Source organism: Mycobacterium genavense ATCC 51234, from assembly GCF_000526915.1.
GTDB classification, from domain to species: Bacteria; Actinomycetota; Actinomycetes; order Mycobacteriales; family Mycobacteriaceae; genus Mycobacterium; species Mycobacterium genavense.
Map to the genome: position 1 here is coordinate 442,847 of NZ_JAGZ01000003.1, position 13,727 is coordinate 456,573.

A 13,727-nucleotide genomic window follows, 5' to 3' on the forward strand; every position below is an offset into this window, starting at 1 on the left:
GCAGAACGAATTTGCCTAGGCACAACGCTCGGGCTCGGCCTCGCACAGCGGCGTCGCACCGCGGAAGCGGTAACGATGCGCCGACACCCAGCGGTAGATGGCGTTCTGCGCGGCGCCCACACCGGGGATCCGATAGATCCACAGCGGGACGCGGGTGCCCAGCGCCGCGGACAGCGCGGCATTCATCGCATGCGCCCCGGCCACGACCGCGCCGGAAGAATCCACCCACCAAGCGGATTCGCGCATTCGGTCGTCGGTGACGCCGAGGCGATCGGCCATCCCGGGGGTCTGCATCGGTTCGACGCGGAGCATTCCCGTCCGATCCCACCGAACCAACGCGTTGACCGCCCGAGTGCATACCCCGCACCGGCCGTCGAAGACTAGGACGCCGTGCATCCTTCGATTGTATTTCCCGTCGCGCTACGCACAATCGGTGCAAATGGGCCGCCCCGAGCTGGACAGCACCATTCGGTGTCGGTGCTGGACCAGGAAGCAACTCGAGCAGGTGAACTCGTCGGACTGTTGCGGGATCACCGTGACGGCCAATTCTTCTCCGGACAGATCCGCGCCGGGCAGCTCGAAGAAGTGCACGTCGTTGGGGTCCTCGTCGACGATGGCGGTGGACGCCCCCGACAAACTCGGGTCCAGCTCGCGCAACTCGGCCGGGTCCTGGCTCTCGCCGTCGGACATGCGACGTGCGTCGTAATCGCTGGCGGTCTTCATGGGCATACCTTCCTGCAGAAGTGGCGGGATGACGCACGTCCGATGTACTCCCCCGTGGCACAGACGGTACCCCGTTCCGTGGCGCCCCACACCGGGTCGAACATAAAAAACACCGGGTCGAACATAAAAATTGCCCTCACGACAATTCGGTGGCTGCAGCGGCCGAGCGAACACGGTCAGCCGCTCGGCGGCGGCGCCGCAGCGGCCGATCCCATCGCTGCGAGCTGCAGTTCCGCCTGGCGGACCCGGCGCTGCGCGAAGTTCAGCCAGCCCAGGCCCGCAACACCGGAACCGGCGGCAAGAATCACCGCGACCAACCCGATGCGTACGTCGCCCGCGACCAACTCGTACCCGCCGACACCGAGGGTGACAACTCCGACCACGACCGCGATCAAGCCGGGGATGTTCGCGGTGAGTTTCAGCGTTTCGCCGGCGTGCTGACGCGGGGTGCCGGCATGGTCGATCGGGTAGTCCATCTCGGCTCCTCACGAAACGTGTTGAGTATTAAAACTATTCACGGCGCCGGGGTGCTTACGGTTCAAGGCCCGGCAACCCGACAACACCCGGGTAACCGCCCGACGCCGTGTCAGGCGGCCGGCGGACGGGTATGCCGCAGCGATGAACGCTCCCGCTGTCCTGTTCGACGTGGACGGAACCCTCGTCGATTCGAAATATCTGCACGTGTATGCGTGGCAACGAGCCTTCGACGCCGAAGGCATCGCGGTCGCTGCCTGGAAGATCCATCGCCGCATCGGGATGGACGGCTCGATTGGTGCGCACCCTTTCCGGCGACGGCGCTGAGGAGGTCCGGGACCGGCTCAGCGATGCGCACAGCCGCTACTACCGGGAGACCACGCCCCTGCTGGCGCCGCTACCGGGCGCCAAGGAACTGCTGCACCGCGTCGCCGGGCTGGGCCTGCAGGTGATCCTAGCCAGTTCGGCGCCCGAGGACGAACTCGAGATGCTGCGCAAGGTGCTCGACTGTGACGACGTGATCGCCGCAACGACGTCGTCGCGCGACGTCGACACCGCCAAACCCGAGCCGGGCATTGTGCAAGTAGCGCTGGATCGGGCGGGGGTGATAGCCGGGGACGCGGTGTTCGTCGGCGACAGCGTCTGGGATGCCCACGCCGCCAAGGCTGCCGACGTGCCATGCATCGGGGTGTGCAGCGGCGGCATCGCGGCTGCCGAATTGCAAGCGGCCGGCGCGGCTCCGGTCTTCGCCGACCCGCGGGACCTGCTCGACCAGCTCGAGTCCAACCGCATCGGCACGCTGGCTGACTAGTCGCCGTGGGTGCGCAGCGAAAGGGGCAGCAGCCACCAAAAGCAAATGAACAGCGCGAGCGCACACGCGCCGGCGATCAGCCCCGCCGTGGTCCCGGCCACCGCGACGAAGACGATGACCGTCACCCCGGTCAGGGCCAGCCCGAGCAACGCCAGCCCCGCGTAGGCACACCGGTGCGCGGCCGACACCAGAACCTGCAGGCGGTGCCGCCGGAACAGCAGCCGGTGAATGCCTACCGGCGCGATCAGCAGCACCGTTGCGCCCACCGAGCAGCCCACCGTCGCCAGAAACACCGCCCGCATCTCGTCACTGAGTACGTCGAAGCGTTGTTGGAACGGCAGCGTCAGCAGGAAACCGGTCAGCAGTTGCACGCCGGTCTGCACCACGCGCAGTTCCTGCAACAGGCTGTTCCAGTTGCGGTCCAGCCGCTCGGTTTCGGTCTCGCCACGGTGATCGCGGTCCCAGCGCTGGTCGTCTTCCGGGTGGTCGACATCCATCTGCGGCGATCGTGCGAGGTCAGCCGCTGAGCTTGCCGTCCCGCACGGCGGTCAACGCGTCATCCAGCGTCGGGTACAGCGGGAACGTCTTGTCCAGACCGGTCAGGTGAATCGGGCGTCGGGTCGCCGGACCCCGCGCGACCACCCCGAACTCCGCCGTCTTGCCGAGTTTCTCGTAGGTCGCCGCCAGGATCTTCAGCCCGACCGAGCCGAGGAACTCCACCGCGGACAGGTCGATGACTAGCGCCGTCGGCCCTTCCGCGAAGACTGCACCAATGGCTTGCTCCAGGGCCGGAGCGGTGACCAAATCGATTTCACCGCTGACACTGACCACGGACACCCCATCGTGGTCCGCAACCAACGTGGTAATCGAATCAGGAGCTGACAATGGCGATCCTTCGTCCGGGTCTTAGGTGTGGTGCAAGCCTAACCTGCCTTGCGAACTGCGAGAAGAAGAAGACCTCAATACCTGCCCCGCGTCCAATCACGGTAGTCTCCCCATAGACCCTGCGCACTGCGGAGCGCGACTCGGCACCCGGAAGGCCAGATGTCAGATTCCAGCAGCACCGGCACCACCACAAGCGTCTCGAGCGAAGGTCTACTTCCGCAGTTGGTGCAGCATCTCCGGCAGAATCGCACCAACCTGCGCGAGGAATGGGCCCGCCGCATCACCGAGGCGGAGTTGCTGACCGCGATGACGCCCGAGGAGATTTTCTCCGAGGCGACCGCGGTGTACGACAACTACGTCGAGGTGCTCGAGACCGGTAGCGTCGAGGCGCTGCAGGACTACGCCCGCGACCTGTCCGAACGCATCATCCCGCGGGGCGTGGAAACCGACGAGGTGCTCGGCATCGTGCTGCTGCTGCGTGACGTGCTGGCGCTCGCTGTTCGAGAAGTACCAAACCGAGTTCGACATGCTGAACCGGGTGCTGGACGCCTACGAACCCGCGGCCAACCGCATCGCCAACACCGTGGGTGTGAGCTTCGTGCAGGAACGCGAACGCATCATTCGCCAGCAGCAGGAGGCCATTCGCGAACTGTCCACGCCGGTGCTGCAGGTGCGCGAGCAGCTGCTGATTCTGCCGATCATCGGTGTGCTGGACAGCCAACGCGCCCGGCAGGTCACCGAGCAGCTGCTGCGAGCCATCCGCGCCAACCTCGCGAAAGTCGTCGTCATCGACATCACCGGTGTGCCCACCATCGACTCCACCGTGGCCAACCACCTGGTGCAGACGGTCGATGCGTCCGGCCTGATGGGCGCGAGCGTGATCATCACCGGCCTGTCCTCGGAAATCGCCCTGACGCTGGTGACGATCGGACTGGATCTGTCGAAGATGAACGCCGTCGGTGACCTACAGGGTGGTATCGAAGAAGCCGAGCGGTTGCTCGACTACGAAGTCACGCGTACCGGCGAGCTGACCGGGTGAGCGCAACGAGCACGGGCGCCGTATGCCAGTACCCATTCTGAAACAGGGATCGATTCTTATCGCTTCGGTGCAGGCCGCACTCACCGACTCCGACGCCGAACGGTTGCGCTACGACCTGATGGAGCGGGGGTCAGCCAATTACGCGCACAGGGCATCATCGTGGACGTCACTGCCATCGACGTGATGGACTCGTTCGCCGCCCGGTCGCTGCGCACGATCGCACACATGACCCGACTGCGCGGCGCGGACACCGTGATCGTGGGGCTGCAACCAGAAGTGGCCTTCGCGATGGTTCAACTGGGGCTGGCGTTCGACGACATGAACACCGCGTTGGATCTGGAGGAGGGCCTTGCCCTCCTGAATCGCAAACGGGGAGTAGGCAAACCGATGATCGGGCGCGACGGTGGCGGCTGACGTTGTCGTCGACATCAATAATTCCGACGACATCGTCGAAGCCCGCAAGGCCGGACATCAGCTCGCACTCGACCTCGGGTTTTCGCTGACCGACGTCACCATGATCGCCACGGCGATCTCCGAAATCGCCAGAAACATCACCAGCTACGCGGGCCGCGGCACGGTACGGGTCATGGTGGCAGACCGGGACGGCCGTCAGGCACTGGTCGTCCGTGCCGAGGACGACGGCCCGGGCATCGTCGACATCGAGCGCGCGATGGAGGACGGGTACTCCACCGGCCGCGGGCTGGGCATGGGCCTGCCCGGGGCACGCCGATTGATGGACCGACTGATCGTGGAATCCGCGCTCGGCAAGGGAACGGTCATCGAGATGTGGAAATGGGTGCCGGGCCGTGCGTGAAAACGGTCGAGTAGGGCCGATCGAGTGGGCGAACGCCGGACGCCCACTACCCGGTGAGAACACCAGCGGCGATCGAAAGATCGCGGTCGCGCTGGACGACGACGACGCAGCCCTGTTCGGGGTGATCGACGGCCTCGGTCACGGTCCGGCCGCCGCGACCGCCGCGATGCAGGCCGTCGACGCGGTCCAGCGGGCATCCCGCGAACGGCTCGAAGTCTTGATACAGCTGTGCCACCGGGTGTTGGCCGGGACCAGAGGCGTCGCGATGACCTTGGCGCGGGTGGATTTCCAGACCAATACACTCACCTGGACCGGGGTGGGAAACGTCAGAGCCAACCTCGTCTCCAAGGACGCGACCGGTGTCCGCATCCGATCCAGTGCACGCCTTGCCGCCGGCATCGTCGGCTATCGCATCCCGGAAATCAGGCCTGCCCAGGTGGTTTCACTGCGGGTCGGCGATCTAATCGTGCTAGCCAGCGACGGCATCGCGGAGGATCATCTAGACCATATCGATTTCGCCGCCTCGGCCACGGTGATCGCCGACCACATTCTGACCAAACACGCGAAGGAAACCGACGACGCCATGGTGCTCACAGCGCGTCACCGCGGGGCCTCCACATGACCGAGGCAGACGACTTTCACGCCCAATATCTCGCCGCGCTGCGGACCTATCTACAGGCGCGCGACGACAACATCCTGGCCGTCGGCCACGAGCTCGGCCGCCGGGCACTGCAGGAACAAATCAGCATGCTCGACATCATCGAGCAACACGTTCACATGGTCCTCAAGCTGTCCGAGAACATCCAGATCGACGCACCGCTCGCACTGGAATTCCTGCTGCAGACGCTGGCCCCGCTCGACGTCGCGACCCGAGGATTCCTCGACGGCACCAAGCGCTACGCCGAGCAGCGCGCTCGCGCCGACGATCTGGCGGAGCGGGACAAATTCCGTACCGCCCTGGTGAATTCGTTGCAGGAAGGCTTTTTCGTCGCCGACCACGAAGGCTCGATCATCGAGATGAACAACGCGTTCATCGAGATCCTCGGCTATCCCGCCGAGGGCTTGCCCTACCGGTGGCCGCACCCGTGGCTGGTCGACAAGAAGACCGCCCGAGAACACCAATCCCGGGTCCGCAGCGAGGGCGGCACCCAGTACGAAACACCGATTCGGCATCGCGACGGCCACCTTGCCTGGGTGATGGTGAGCATCAATGCCGTCAAGGAATCCGACGCCGCCCAAGCCGTGTACGTGGGCACGATTCGCGATGTCACCGCCGAACGGGCATTCGCGGCTCGGGAGAGCGCCGTCTTACGTCTGGCCACCGCCGTCGCGGTCGCCAAAAGTGTCGCCGAGCTGCTGGCGATCACCCTCGACGAATGCCGCACGGCAATCGGCGTACAGCGGGTAATCGCCGTGACCTGGCCCGGCGGCGACGGCGAACCGACCGTCCAGGTGGCGGGTGAACCCGCCGTGACGACCTGGCGCGAACTGGATCCCTGGCTGCGCGACACCTTTCAGGATGCCCGCCAACAGCTGCCATTGACCGCCAAAACCGTTGAGCGGCCGAACAAACCCGGCAAGGCGCAGGGGTTGGTCGCGGTGCTCTCGGGCACCGGAGACCTTGCCCTGTGGTTGGAACTCGGTGCGCCGCGCTGGCTCAGCGCGGAGGATCGGCTTTTGGTCACCGTGCTGATCGGTCACCTCAGTTTGGCCATGCAGCATGTGCGCCAGTTCGAAAGTGCCCGCGAGACATCGCTGACATTGCAGCGCGCCATGCTGCCGCCGATCGAGCCCCCGCCGAGGTTCGCGATGCGCTACGAACCCGCCGTCTTGCCGTTGGAGATCGGCGGCGACTGGTACGACGTACTGCGGATCGGCGATCACCGCATCGGCATCGTCGTCGGCGACTGCGTGGGGCGGGGGCTGCCCGCCGCGGCGATCATGGGTCAGTTGCGCAGCTCGGCGCGCGCGCTGTTGATCAACGGCACCCGACCCGCACTGTTGCTCGAACAACTCGACCTGGCAGCGTCGCTCATCCCAAATGCCTACTGCACCACCGTTTTTCTGGCGATCCTGGACACCGAATCGGGAATGTTGGAGTACAGCAACGCCGGTCACATGCCCGCGGTGCTCGCCGGCCCGTCGGGCACCACCGTGCTCAGCGACGCCCGGTCGGTGCCGCTCGCGGTCCTGCGCGATCAGCCCCGCCCGCAAGTCTCCCGCCGGCTGCCGTCCGGCTCCACGTTGATGGTGTTCACCGACGGATTGGTCGAACGCAAACACGAGTCGCTCGACGACGGAATATTCCGGGCCGCAGAGGTTTTGGTGGAAACGAGGACGTTGCCGCTGGATGCCGTCGCGGATGCGGTACTTCGTGAGCTGGCGCCGACGACGGGATACGACGATGACGTGGCCATGGTGATCTATCGGCACCAGCAGGTGCCGCTGCGAATCGAAACACACGCAATCGCAGACGAATTGGCCAGCATCCGACACCGGTTGGCCGACTGGCTGCGGGCCGCGGACGTCCCGGGTGACCTCATCGACGACATCGTGCTGGTCGTCAACGAAGGCTGCACCAACTGCGTCGAACACGCCTACCGTGGGCACGGCTTCGGAACAACGAGGCTCGAGGTCAAAACCGTGGACGGCGAAGTCCGCGCCCGCATCACCGACCACGGCTCCTGGAAACCGCCGGCGATCAACCCGGGCAACAGCGGGCGTGGCCTGATCCTGATGCGCGCGATCAGCAACGCGATGGAAATCGACAGCAGCCCAACCGGAACCGTCGTGGACATCACCTTCCGGCTACCGGCGGCACTCGCAGGCGCCGACGACAGGTCCGGTGGCCGCTAGCAAGCGCCAAGCCGATGCGGCTGAAACCGTTTGCGGCCGGTGAGTTCGTGGTATCTACAAGGACGTGACTCAAGCGTCAATCAGCGTTGAACCCGCCCTGCCGGCAGCACATGGACCGTTGTCGACGGCGGTGCGTCGCGCGTTGGCGGGGCCGCCCTCCGGGGATCACCTGGCACGTATCGGCGCATCCGTGGGCGATTCGGACCCCTATGACCTCGACCTGCAGCTGGCCCTGTGCATGTGCTACGAGCTGCACTACCGGGGCTTTGCGGGCGTGGATCCCACCTGGGAGTGGAATCCCGACTTGCTGCGGCTGCGCGCCGAACTCGAGCGTGTCTTTTTGGCGGGTGTGCGCCGCGATGTCGGCCCCATCGAGCCGGACCGCACCGCCGCCGCGGAGATGGACGCGATGTCCGTCGAGCCCGTCAACGGCACCGGGCCGTCGTACTACCTACGCGACACCGGCACCTGGCAACAGATGCGCGAATACTTCGTGCATCGATCGATGTACCACCTCAAGGAGGGCGATCCGCACGCCTGGGCCATCCCCCGGCTGACCGGCGGCGCCAAAGCGGCCTTCGTGGCTGTCGAGTTCGACGAGTACGGCGCCGGACAGGGCCACCGACTACACCAACAGCTGTTCGCGGATCTGTTGACGGCGGCCGATCTGGACTCGACCTATCTGGGCTACCTCGACGAGGTGCCCGCCGAAGCCCTGGCGGTCGTCAACCTGATGTCGCTGTTCGGGCTGCACCGCCAACTGCGTGGTGCGGCCATCGGGCATTTCACCGCCACCGAGATCACGTCATCGCCGGGATCCCGGCGCATGGCCCAGGCGCTCGAACGGATGGGCGCGCCGGCGGCGTGTGTCGAGTTCTACCGCGAACACGTCGAGGCCGACGCGGTCCACGAACAGGTGGTACGCCTCGACGTAGTCGGTGATCTTGTTGCCCGCGAGCCGGAGCTGAACCGCGACATCATTTTCGGGATACGCGCCCTGATGGTGGTCGAGGATCGCCTGGCGGACCACATCATGACGGCCTGGAAGCAGGACCGGACGTCGTTGCGGCGTCCACTCAATTAGCTCAATTAGGCGCTGGGCCAACGCTTTCGACGCGCCGGCAGCGCCGGTGACTGGTGTCGCACAGCGGGTACTCTTTGCTCCGGCCGCAGGTGCAGATGGCGACCATGAACCGGTCGGATTCGACCACCCGGCCGTCGTCGACCTCGATGCGCACCGGGCCGGGCACCAGGACGGGACCCTTGGGTACCACGCGCACCCGGGTTCCGGTCATCGCTTGTCCGCCCGGATCACCAGCAGCTCCTCTTCCCGGCAGCCGGGCGGCACCAGGCCGATCTCCTCTAGCCAGCTCGCCCGTTGGGTAAGCACCGGACCGAACGGGATTCGTTCGGAGGCAACAATTTCGGCGTCCAACCCGGTGGATCGCAGGTAGTCCAGCGAACGGTAGATACCGGCCAAGGCCGATTGCACCAGCAGCATGGACCCGCCGTCGCACAACAGGTTCGCCGCCGATGCGCACAGCGGGTCCAGCACCCGCCGGCCGTCGGTGCCAGCATTCCACGCCCACGACGGGCCCACACCCGGCGACACCATGTCGATGTCGTCCTGCGGCGGCGTCGGCACGTAGGGCGGATTGGCCACCACCACCTCGAACGGCGCGCAGCTCAGGGCGCCGATCCACGAGCCTTCCCGAACGTCGATGTCGACTGCCGCGACGATCGCATTGCCCTGGGTGGAGTTCACCGCATGCGGGCAAATATCGAATGCCGTTACACTGGCACAACCCATTTCGGCTGCGGCAATCGCCACAAACCCGCTTCCGGTGAATAGATCCAGTACCCGACGGCCGGGAATCAGTCCGCTGTATTGCATTGCGCGAACCAGCAATCGGGAATCCTCTTGAGGCTGATACACGGTGGGCTCAGCTAAAACGTCGGCGGTAACGGGATACGTGCTCGTCAAAGGTGGGCCTTTCGGGTGATCGCCGTGGCGATCACGGCGTTTGTGAATAGTGCCCACAAACTATTACGTTGAAACTCCAACGTCACCCAGCAAAGGCTTAACTTGTTGTTGCGTGCGCGAATTGCTTGATGATCGTCGAGCAGAACGCCGGCAGGTCCGACGGCGAACGACTGGTTATCAAGTTACCGTCGACGACGACTTCCTCGTCGACGACGTTCGCGCCGGCATTGCGCAGGTCGGTGCGGATGCTCGGATAGGAAGTAAGTGTCCGCCCGGCCGCGACCCCGGCCTCGACCAGCGTCCACGGTCCGTGGCAGATGGCTGCGACCGGCTTCCCGGACCCGACGAAGTCGCGAACGAACGAGACCGCCGTCGCGTCGTTGCGCAGTTTGTCGAGGTTCACCGTGCCACCCGGCAGTACCAGTCCGTCGAACTCCTCCACCGAGGCGTCCGACACCGCACGGTCGACGTTGAATCGTCCGGCTGGTTCTAGGTCGTGTTCGCGCGCCTGGATTTCGCCGGCCTTCAACGAGAGGACTTCGACGCGGGCACCCGCCTGCGTGAGCACCGCGCGCGGCTGCTCGAGTTCTACCTTTTCCACACCGTCGGCCGCCAGGATGGCGGTTGTCTTGCCGTGCAGTTCGTTTGCCATCGTGTTCTCCTTCACGATCAGACGGCGTGGGTTGCGCCGTTGCGGGTGGTGCGTAACGCCGTGTAGAGGTCCACCGCTCCAATTCCGGAAAGTGCCGCACCGGCGATGGTTCCGCGCCGGCGGCGGCCCCGTTCGCGACGGGCCACCCCCACCGCCAACAGCGCCAGGTCGAGGATGTCGCCGGCGACCCGCGTCCACACCGCGGTGTCGGGGCCGGCCAACAGCGCCGCGCCGTGGCCGCATTCGCGCACGCCCAGCGCCCGGATGACGCGGCGGGTCAGCCTGGTGTCATCCACCCCCGCGAGGGCGGCGACCTTTCCGGGTGCCACGATTTCGCTCAACCCAAGGCCCACACTGACTCCGCCGAGGCCGTTCACCAATGCCGTCGTTGTCTTGCCGGATGAATCGGTCATGGGCACCCTCCCTCGCGTGACGTCCGCCCGATTACCCTTGCCGGAACGCATCAAACGCGTGTCTAAGACGATGCCGCCCGCAGCGCGGTCAGCAATGGTTCGGCCGCTTCCTTGAGGAACAGGTCCTGTGCCTGCCCGCCGATCTGGATCAGCGCGATATCGGTGAAGCCGGCTTCCCAGTAGGGCCGCACGGCGTCCACGATCGCGTCCAGGTCCGGCCCGCAGGGAATGCTCCCGGCGACGTCTTCGGGGCGCACGAATTGGGTGGCGCCGGCGAAGCCGGCCGGCGTCGGCAGGTCGGCGTTGACCGCCCAGCCACCGCCGAACCAGCGGAACTGGTCGTGCGCGCGTTCGATCGCGGCGTCCCGGTCGGGATCCCAGCACACCGGTATCTGTCCGACCACCCGCCCGCCTTCGGCTCCGTTGGCGGCCTGCCGGGCGGCGTGCCAGGAGTCCACCAGGTCCTTGTCGGGCTGCACCGCGATCAGGTGATCGGCGAGTTTGGCGAATTTCTCGACACTCTTGGGGCCGCTCATCGCCATACCCAGGCCGACCGGTGCGTCGGGAACGTCCCACAGTCGCGCGGAATCCACCTCGAAGTAGTCGCCACGCCAGTTCACCAGCCGGCCGCCGAACAACTCGCGGATGATCTTGATGGCTTCTCGCAGCATGTCCTGGCGCCGTTCGACGGTGGGCCAGCCCTTGCCGACGACGTGCTCGTTGAGGTTTTCTCCGCTGTCTAGGCCGAGGGTGAACCGCCCGTCGGCGAGAATCTGCACGGTCGCGGCCTGCTAGGCGACGGTCGCCGGGTGATACCGCATCGTCGGGCAGGTCACATAGGTATAGAGGTCCACCCGCTCGGTCGCGTGTGCCACCGCACCCAGCACCGCCCAGGCGTTGGGCGCGTGCCCTTGCGACGCCAGCCACGGGTTGAAGTGGTCGCTGCAGACCTCGAAGTCGAACCCGCACTGTTCAGCCGAAACAGCATACTGGACAAGCGCTTTGGGCCCGTTCTGCTCGGTCATCAAGGTGTAGCCGAACTTGGTCATGCCCGACCGGGTACCCCCGGCCCGGGGACGCAAACGAACGGCTAAAGCCGGTCTTTGACCGCCGCCGCCAGTCGGGAGCCGTCGGCCTTTCCGGCCGCGATCGCCGTCGCCGCCTTCATGACCTGCCCCATCTGTTTCATGCCTGGGCGCTCGCCGATCGCCTCGGCAACCTGGGCGATGGCGGTGTCGACCACGTCGGCTAACTCGGCCTCGGTGAGCGGGGTGGGCAGATACTCGTCGATGATCCGCGCCTCGGCGTGCTCGTTGGCGGCAAGCTCACCGCGGCCGTTTTGGGTGTAGATCTCCGCGGCCTCACTGCGCTTGCGCGATTCCCTGGCAAATACCTTGAGGATTTCGTCATCGGAGAGTTCCCTGGCTTCCTTGCCGGAGACTTCCTCGGTTTGTATAGCGGCCAGCAACATGCGCAGGGTCGCGGTCCGCAACTTATCCTGGGTCTTCATCGCCCCGGTGAGGTCCGCCCGCAGCCGGGCTTTGAGTTCCGCCATGCTCAGAGACGCTACGCCCCGGACGGCGCGGCGACGGTGCAGGCCAGCGGGGACGCGACCCGAACCTGGGCAAGATTGAGAAAAGCCCCGACCGTCGACAGGATGGAGCCCATGACGCACGACGACGGCTGCTGGACCCGGTGAGCGCGCAACGGCCTGGCTATCCGGTTGGCCCGCCACAGGGCGGGCCCCGGCCCGACGCCTTTCGGCCGGACTACGGCCCGCCGCCCGCCTATGGCCCGCCGCCCGCCTATGGCCCGCCACCCGGCTATGGCCCGCCACCGGGTTACGGGCCCCCGCCTGGCTACGCGCCCCCACCCGGCTACGCGCCCCCACCCGGCTACGCGCCCCCACCCGGCTACGCGCCACCACCCGGCCACGGGGCCCCACCTGCCTACGGCCCAACTCCCGGTTACGGCCCGCCACCGGGTTACGGCCCCCCACCCGGGTATGGACCGCCACCTGCTTTCGGGGTGCCACCCGGCTACGGCCCGGCGGCCGGCCCGCGCTACGGCGCGCCCCAGCTGGCCCCGGGCGCGAGCAAACCCGGAATCATTCCGCTGCGGCCGTTGAGCCTCAGCGACATCTTCAACGGCGCGGTCGGCTATATCCGCACCAACCCGAAGGCCACCCTGGGGGTGACCGCGACAGTCGTCGTGGTCATGCAGATCATTTCGTTGATCGCCACCGTCGGGCCGATCGCCGCGCTCGGCGGGCTCACCAGCGATCGCTCCGCCGAAGTCATGAACTGGGGAGTGGTCGGCGCGTGGTTCGGATCGGTGGGTGTCGGCGCGCTGGTCACCTGGCTGGGCAGCATGCTGCTGTCCGGAATGCTCACCGTGATCGTCGGACGGGCGGTGTTCGGATCGCCGATCACGATCGGCGAAACCTGGGCTAAGATCCGCGGGCGACTGCTGCCGTTGCTGGGGCTGGCACTGCTGGAAGCCGCCGTCGTGGCCGTGTTGTTCGGGCTGGCCGCGGTGGTCGTCGCGCTGATCGCCGCCATCGGCAACGGCGCCGCGGCGGTGCTGATCGGTGTCCCGGTCTTCTTTGCCTTGATCGCGCTGCTGGTCTACCTGTACATGGTCGTGCTGTTCGCGCCCGTGCTGATCGTGCTGGAGCGACTGCCGGTCTTCGACGCGATCACCAGATCCTTTGCGCTGCTTCGCAATGGCTTCTGGCGGGTGCTGGGCATCCGGGTGCTGACATTTATCGTCGCGGGTGTGGTCTCCGGTGCGATCAGCGCACCGTTCAGCATCGTCGGCCAGTTGATGCTGGCCGGAATGCCGTCCACCGGAATGTTGCTGCCGGGCACGGTGATCACGTCCGTCGGATCCGCGATCGGCCAGATCGTCACGGCACCGTTCAACGCGGGCGTCATCGTGCTGCTCTACACCGACCGCCGAATCCGTGCCGAGGCATTCGACCTGGTGCTGCAGTCCGGTGCGGCGAGCGGACCCTACGCGGGCGCCTCGACCGACAACCTTTGGCTGACCCGGCCATTGGCGAGCTGAGCGGGGA

15 protein-coding genes and 4 pseudogenes are annotated in these 13,727 nt (G+C 66.3%); 8 read left to right on the forward strand and 11 right to left on the reverse strand.

Going from position 1 to position 13,727, the window contains the following annotated elements; all coding sequences use genetic code 11:
• Window positions 1-15: 15 nt before the first annotated feature.
• The 3 genes from T428_RS0109870 to T428_RS0109880 all read right to left on the reverse strand — a co-directional run bounded on the left by T428_RS0109870 (window position 16) and on the right by T428_RS0109880 (window position 1,199).
• Entirely contained in the window at window positions 16-396 is a 381-nt protein-coding gene (locus tag T428_RS0109870) for a thiol-disulfide oxidoreductase DCC family protein (protein WP_025736351.1), read from the reverse strand.
• A gap of 24 nt (window positions 397-420) precedes the next feature.
• The gene (locus tag T428_RS0109875) at window positions 421-723 is read right to left on the reverse strand and encodes a DUF4193 domain-containing protein (protein ID WP_025736352.1); all 303 of its coding nucleotides are present in this window, start codon (window positions 721-723) and stop codon (window positions 421-423) included.
• Between the two features lie 176 nt (window positions 724-899).
• Window positions 900-1,199: a hypothetical protein gene (locus T428_RS0109880; RefSeq protein WP_025736353.1), complete on the reverse strand. Its 300-nt coding sequence runs from the start codon at window positions 1,197-1,199 to the stop codon at window positions 900-902.
• Between the two features lie 142 nt (window positions 1,200-1,341).
• Between T428_RS0109880 and T428_RS26950 the strand changes: the two are divergent.
• Window positions 1,342-2,008 (forward strand): annotated as a pseudogene (locus T428_RS26950) (HAD family hydrolase).
• On the opposite strand, the gene T428_RS0109890 reads toward T428_RS26950, so the two are convergent.
• Window positions 2,005-2,505, reverse strand: coding sequence for a DUF6328 family protein (locus T428_RS0109890; RefSeq protein ID WP_025736354.1), 501 nt, complete (start codon window positions 2,503-2,505; stop codon window positions 2,005-2,007). The pseudogene T428_RS26950 and the gene T428_RS0109890 sit on opposite strands and share 4 nt — an antisense overlap.
• A gap of 19 nt (window positions 2,506-2,524) precedes the next feature.
• The gene (locus T428_RS0109895) at window positions 2,525-2,893 is read right to left on the reverse strand and encodes an STAS domain-containing protein (protein WP_025736355.1); all 369 of its coding nucleotides are present in this window, start codon (window positions 2,891-2,893) and stop codon (window positions 2,525-2,527) included.
• 159 nt (window positions 2,894-3,052) lie between these two features.
• Here T428_RS0109895 and T428_RS26955 point away from each other — a divergent pair.
• The 6 genes and pseudogenes from T428_RS26955 to T428_RS0109925 all read left to right on the forward strand — a co-directional run bounded on the left by T428_RS26955 (window position 3,053) and on the right by T428_RS0109925 (window position 8,686).
• Window positions 3,053-3,932: pseudogene (locus T428_RS26955) on the forward strand (STAS domain-containing protein).
• A 22-nt stretch (window positions 3,933-3,954) separates the two neighbouring features.
• Window positions 3,955-4,346: pseudogene (locus T428_RS26960) on the forward strand (STAS domain-containing protein).
• Window positions 4,336-4,746: an anti-sigma regulatory factor gene (locus tag T428_RS0109910; protein ID WP_025736356.1), complete on the forward strand. Its 411-nt coding sequence runs from the start codon at window positions 4,336-4,338 to the stop codon at window positions 4,744-4,746. The pseudogene T428_RS26960 and the gene T428_RS0109910 overlap by 11 nt, the downstream one beginning before the upstream one ends.
• A complete protein-coding gene (locus T428_RS0109915; protein WP_025736357.1) occupies window positions 4,739-5,368 on the forward strand; it encodes a SpoIIE family protein phosphatase in 630 nt (209 codons plus the stop codon). Before T428_RS0109910 ends, T428_RS0109915 begins: the two co-directional genes overlap by 8 nt.
• A complete protein-coding gene (locus tag T428_RS0109920; RefSeq protein WP_025736358.1) occupies window positions 5,365-7,602 on the forward strand; it encodes a SpoIIE family protein phosphatase in 2,238 nt (745 codons plus the stop codon). Before T428_RS0109915 ends, T428_RS0109920 begins: the two co-directional genes overlap by 4 nt.
• A gap of 64 nt (window positions 7,603-7,666) precedes the next feature.
• Window positions 7,667-8,686: an iron-containing redox enzyme family protein gene (locus T428_RS0109925; protein ID WP_025736359.1), complete on the forward strand. Its 1,020-nt coding sequence runs from the start codon at window positions 7,667-7,669 to the stop codon at window positions 8,684-8,686.
• Between the two features lies 1 nt (window position 8,687).
• Here T428_RS0109925 and T428_RS0109930 read toward each other — a convergent pair whose 3' ends face one another.
• From T428_RS0109930 to T428_RS0109955, 6 genes and pseudogenes are all read right to left on the reverse strand, one after another.
• Entirely contained in the window at window positions 8,688-8,897 is a 210-nt protein-coding gene (locus tag T428_RS0109930) for a CDGSH iron-sulfur domain-containing protein (protein WP_025736360.1), read from the reverse strand.
• Window positions 8,894-9,586, reverse strand: coding sequence for a HemK2/MTQ2 family protein methyltransferase (locus tag T428_RS0109935; RefSeq protein WP_025736361.1), 693 nt, complete (start codon window positions 9,584-9,586; stop codon window positions 8,894-8,896). The genes T428_RS0109930 and T428_RS0109935 overlap by 4 nt, the downstream gene beginning before the upstream one ends.
• Window positions 9,587-9,683: 97 nt before the next feature.
• Entirely contained in the window at window positions 9,684-10,238 is a 555-nt protein-coding gene (locus T428_RS0109940; RefSeq protein WP_025736362.1) for a type 1 glutamine amidotransferase domain-containing protein, read from the reverse strand.
• Between the two features lie 17 nt (window positions 10,239-10,255).
• Window positions 10,256-10,651 carry a hypothetical protein gene (locus tag T428_RS0109945; protein ID WP_025736363.1) on the reverse strand — a complete coding sequence of 132 codons (396 nt, stop codon included), beginning with the start codon at window positions 10,649-10,651 and terminating at the stop codon, window positions 10,256-10,258.
• Between the two features lie 62 nt (window positions 10,652-10,713).
• Window positions 10,714-11,700 (reverse strand): annotated as a pseudogene (locus T428_RS26965) (LLM class F420-dependent oxidoreductase).
• A 41-nt stretch (window positions 11,701-11,741) separates the two neighbouring features.
• Window positions 11,742-12,206 (reverse strand): GatB/YqeY domain-containing protein, encoded by a 465-nt coding sequence (locus T428_RS0109955; RefSeq protein ID WP_025736364.1) that lies wholly within the window; start codon window positions 12,204-12,206, stop codon window positions 11,742-11,744.
• A 65-nt stretch (window positions 12,207-12,271) separates the two neighbouring features.
• Here T428_RS0109955 and T428_RS0109960 point away from each other — a divergent pair, with 65 nt between their 5' ends.
• Window positions 12,272-13,720: a DUF7847 domain-containing protein gene (locus tag T428_RS0109960; RefSeq protein WP_084298685.1), complete on the forward strand. Its 1,449-nt coding sequence runs from the start codon at window positions 12,272-12,274 to the stop codon at window positions 13,718-13,720.
• Window positions 13,721-13,727 lie beyond the last annotated feature (7 nt).

What these genes read in the sequence shown, in the direction of transcription:
- T428_RS0109870 (WP_025736351.1), bottom strand. Translation starts at nt 396, where the DNA reads ATGCACGGCGTCCTAGTCTTCGACGGCCGGTGCGGGGTATGCACTCGG.
- T428_RS0109875 (WP_025736352.1), bottom strand. Translation starts at nt 723, where the DNA reads ATGAAGACCGCCAGCGATTACGACGCACGTCGCATGTCCGACGGCGAG.
- T428_RS0109880 (WP_025736353.1), bottom strand. Translation starts at nt 1,199, where the DNA reads ATGGACTACCCGATCGACCATGCCGGCACCCCGCGTCAGCACGCCGGC.
- T428_RS0109890 (WP_025736354.1), bottom strand. Translation starts at nt 2,505, where the DNA reads ATGGATGTCGACCACCCGGAAGACGACCAGCGCTGGGACCGCGATCAC.
- T428_RS0109920 (WP_025736358.1), top strand. Translation starts at nt 5,365, where the DNA reads ATGACCGAGGCAGACGACTTTCACGCCCAATATCTCGCCGCGCTGCGG.
- T428_RS0109930 (WP_025736360.1), bottom strand. Translation starts at nt 8,897, where the DNA reads ATGACCGGAACCCGGGTGCGCGTGGTACCCAAGGGTCCCGTCCTGGTG.
- T428_RS0109940 (WP_025736362.1), bottom strand. Translation starts at nt 10,238, where the DNA reads ATGGCAAACGAACTGCACGGCAAGACAACCGCCATCCTGGCGGCCGAC.
- T428_RS0109945 (WP_025736363.1), bottom strand. Translation starts at nt 10,651, where the DNA reads ATGACCGATTCATCCGGCAAGACAACGACGGCATTGGTGAACGGCCTC.
- T428_RS0109955 (WP_025736364.1), bottom strand. Translation starts at nt 12,206, where the DNA reads ATGGCGGAACTCAAAGCCCGGCTGCGGGCGGACCTCACCGGGGCGATG.